The organism is Actinosynnema sp. NPDC023658 (assembly GCF_040639995.1).
GTDB lineage: Bacteria > Actinomycetota > Actinomycetes > Mycobacteriales > Pseudonocardiaceae > Actinosynnema.
The window spans coordinates 1-3,819 of record NZ_JBFAAX010000553.1 but is presented as its reverse complement, the minus strand read 5'-3'; the positions used below and the strand labels follow the sequence as shown (position 1 = coordinate 3,819).

Sequence of the window (3,819 nt, the reverse complement as noted above, 5' to 3'; positions counted from 1 at the left end):
CGCGCCAGGTGCGCCTCGGCGGCGGACACCAGCTCGACGTGCCGGTCGTAGGCCTGCCTGGTGTCCTCACCGAAGGTGAACAGGCCGTGGTTCATCAGGACCACGCCGATCGTGCGCTCACCGACGTGCCGGGGGAACACCTCCGCGCACGTGCGGGCGAGGGCGAACCCGGGCATCACGTAGGGCACCACCACGACGCGGTCGCCGAAGACCTCCTCCACCAGGGGCTTGGCGAGGTTGGTCAACGTGATCACCGCGTCCGCGTGGCTGTGCAGCACGGCCGGGTGCGGCAGCACCGCGTGCAGCAACGTCTCCACGCTCGGGTCGGGCGCGCTCGCGTCCAGCAGCGCGCACCGCAGCTCGTTCATCATCGCGGAGTCCGGCAGGCTGGGCACGGTCAGCAGCTCGCGCAGGCGGTCCAGCCGCAGCGGCGCGAACCCGGCCCGCTCGATGTCCGCCAGGTCCCAGCCGCTGCCCTTGACGTGCAGCACCTCCACCGGGCGGCCGGTGATGTCGACCTCGGTCGTCTTGACCGACGTGTTGCCGCCGCCGTGCAGCACCAGGTCGGGTTCGCGGCCGAGCAGCCGCGAGCCGTACACGCACGCGTCCAGCTCGTCGGAGTGCGCTTCAGCCCAGCGGTTGTCCACAGATGATCCGTTCGTCGGTGACGATGGCCGTGACGAGGTCGGCCGGGGTGACGTCGAAGGCGAAGTTCAGCGCGGGGGTCGCGCGGTCACCGACGATCTCCGCCGGGTCGCGCACCTCGATCTCCACGAGCGTGCCGTCGGGGGTGGCCAGGTCGATGGTCGACTCCGGCGCCGCGACGACGAACGGGATGCCGGCCCGTGCGGCGGCCAGCGCCAGCGGGTAGGTGCCGATCTTGTTGACCACGTCGCCGTTGGCCGCGATCCGGTCCGCGCCGACCACGACCGCGTCGGCCATCCCCCTGGCGATCACCGTGGGTCCGGCCGAGTCGACCACGACGGTGTGCGCGATGCCCATCCGGGCGAGCTCCCACGCGGTCAACCGGCTGCCCTGCAGCAGCGGGCGCGTCTCGTCCACGTAGACGTGGCCCAGCGCGGCGGTCTCCTGCAACGCCCGCACGACCCCGAGGGCGGTGCCCCACTCGACGCAGGCCAGCGCGCCGGCGTTGCAGTGGGTCTGCACGTTGACCGGTCCTCCCCCGAGCCGGTCGACCAGCCACCGCGCCCCGCGGAACCCCAGCGCGCGGTTGCGGCGGATGTCGTCTTCGAGGACGCCGACGGCCTCCGCGACCACGGCGTCGGGGCCGTCGTCGAGGCGGGCCAGCACCTTGTCCACGCCCCAGGCCAGGTTCACCGCCGTCGGCCGGGCGGCCCGCAGCCGCGCCGCCTCCACCCGCACGTCCCCGGTGCCGCGGGCGGCCAGCGCCACCCCCAGCGCACCCGCCACCCCCAGCGCGGGCGCACCCCGGATGGCCAACCTCTTGATGGCGTCGACAAGCTGGTCGACCGTGTCGATCCGCAGGGTCGTCACGACCTCGGGGAGCAGGGTCTGCTCGACCGCGATGATCCGGCCGTCAACCCAGTCGATCGTCCGCATGGGTGCAGTGTTCCGGGTGGGGCCCGGCCGGGTGAAGGATCACCACTCCAACGGCACATCGGCGGTGGTCGTGACGCCGGTCGGTCACCTCCCGCGAACGCGACGACCGCCCGCGCGCGGCGCCCGTCCACTGCGGTGTGACGAACCTAATTTTGATTCGTTCCAGACAAGCGACATAAGGTCGTGTCGTGATGTCCGACTTCGAGGCGCGGTTGCGAGCGGTCTCGTTGCGCGTGACCCGCCCCCGGTTGGCGGTGCTCGCGGCGCTGAGCGACCACCCGCACGTCGACACGGAAACGGTGATCGCACTGGTCAGGGAAGAGCACCCCACGGTGTCCCACCAGGCCGTTTACGACGTGCTGCGGGCGTTGACGGACACCGGTCTGGTGCGCCGCATCCAGCCCGCCGGCGCGGTCGCCCGCTACGAGACCCGGGTGGGCGACAACCACCACCACGTCGTGTGCCGCTCCTGCGGCGCGATCGCCGACGTCGACTGTGCCGTCGGCCACAGCCCTTGCCTCACCGCCTCGGACGACGCCGGTTACCTGGTCGACGAGGCGGAGGTCGTCTTTTGGGGCACCTGTCCCGACTGCTCGGCCACCCACACCGCCACTGAACCGCCTGTTGGAAGGAAGTAGATGACCGACCCCAAGGCAACGCCCCCGTCGAGCGCGCAGGGCGTGGACCAGAAGGCCGCGGTCGGCTGCCCGGTCGCGCACGACTCCGCGACCTCGCACGGCAGCGAGAGCGAGAACCCGGCGATCGACTCGCCGACCCCGAAGACGGGCGGCCGCCCGCGCACGAACCGGGACTGGTGGCCCAACCAGCTCGACGTCTCGGTGCTGCACGCCCACTCGACGAAGACCAACCCGCTGGGCGAGGGCTTCAGCTACGCCCGCGAGTTCGCGAAGCTCGACGTCGAGGCCCTCAAGCGCGACATCGTCGAGGTGCTCACCACCTCGCAGGACTGGTGGCCGGCCGACTTCGGCCACTACGGCGGCCTGATGATCCGCATGAGCTGGCACGCCGCGGGCACCTACCGCATCCACGACGGGCGCGGCGGCGCGGGTGACGGCGGGCAGCGCTTCGCCCCGCTCAACAGCTGGCCCGACAACGCGAACCTGGACAAGGCGCGTCGCCTGCTCTGGCCGGTCAAGCAGAAGTACGGCCAGAAGGTCTCGTGGGCCGACCTGCTCGTGCTCGCCGGCAACGTGGCCCTGGAGTCCATGGGCTTCAAGACCTTCGGCTTCGGCTTCGGCCGCGAGGACGTCTGGGAGCCTGAGGAGATCTTCTGGGGCCCCGAGGACGCCTGGCTGGGCGACGAGCGCTACGTCAGCGAGTCGGAGATGGCGCCCGAGGTCGGCGCGACCGAGATGGGGCTGATCTACGTCAACCCCGAGGGCCCCCGCGGCAGCGCGGACCCGCTGGCGGCGGCGCACTTCATCCGGGAGACCTTCGGCCGGATGGCGATGAACGACGAGGAGACCGTCGCCCTCATCGCCGGCGGCCACACGTTCGGCAAGACCCACGGCGCCGGTGTCGCGGACGCCCACGTGGGTCCGGAGCCCGAGGGCGCACCGCTGGAGGCGCAGGGCCTGGGCTGGCTGAGCACCCACGGCAGCGGCAAGGGCGGTGACACGATCACCAGCGGTCTCGAGGTGACGTGGACCGACAAGCCGACCGAGTGGAGCAACCGCTTCTTCGAGATCCTCTTCGGCTACGAGTGGGAGCTCACGACGAGCCCCGGCGGCGCGAAGCAGTGGGTCGCCAAGGACGCCGAGGAGATCATCCCGGACGCCCACGACCCGTCGAAGAAGCACAAGCCGACGATGCTCACGACGGACCTGTCGCTGCGCGTCGACCCGGCCTACGAGAAGATCTCGCGCCGCTTCCTGGAGCACCCCGACGAGTTCGCCCTGGCGTTCGCCAAGGCCTGGTACAAGCTGCTGCACCGCGACATGGGTCCGGTCAGCCGCTTCCTGGGACCGTGGGTGCCCGAGGCCCAGCTGTGGCAGGACCCGGTGCCGGCCGTCGGCCACCAGCTCGTGGACGACGCCGACATCGCCGCCCTCAAGGCGAAGGTGCTCGAATCCGGTCTCACGACCGCGCAGCTGGTCGGCACCGCGTGGGCCTCGGCCGCGAGCTTCCGGGCCACCGACAAGCGCGGTGGCGCGAACGGCGCCCGCATCCGCCTGGAGCCGCAGCGCAGCTGGGAGGTCAACCAGCCCGAGCAGCTGG

The 3,819-nt window shown here is 71.6% G+C and carries 4 protein-coding genes; 2 read left to right on the top strand and 2 right to left on the bottom strand.

The genetic code is table 11. The features are described 5' to 3' along the window. Both AB0G02_RS31015 and mtnA read right to left on the bottom strand, forming a co-directional pair. A partial coding sequence (locus AB0G02_RS31015; protein WP_360801070.1) for a class II aldolase/adducin family protein occupies nucleotides 1-647 on the bottom strand: 647 nt, incomplete at its 3' end. Beyond that, nucleotides 628-1,581, bottom strand: a complete 954-nt coding sequence (gene mtnA, locus AB0G02_RS31010; protein ID WP_360801067.1) for an S-methyl-5-thioribose-1-phosphate isomerase — start codon at nucleotides 1,579-1,581, stop codon at nucleotides 628-630. The genes mtnA and AB0G02_RS31015, both read right to left, overlap by 20 nt. A gap of 191 nt (nucleotides 1,582-1,772) precedes the next feature. On the opposite strand from mtnA, the gene AB0G02_RS31005 reads away from it, so the two are divergent. Both AB0G02_RS31005 and katG read left to right on the top strand, forming a co-directional pair. Then, nucleotides 1,773-2,219: a Fur family transcriptional regulator gene (locus AB0G02_RS31005; protein ID WP_360801064.1), complete on the top strand. Its 447-nt coding sequence runs from the start codon at nucleotides 1,773-1,775 to the stop codon at nucleotides 2,217-2,219. After that, nucleotides 2,220-3,819: catalase/peroxidase HPI (katG, locus tag AB0G02_RS31000; protein WP_360801061.1), on the top strand; the 1,600-nt coding region annotated here is incomplete at its 3' end. It abuts the gene before it with no gap.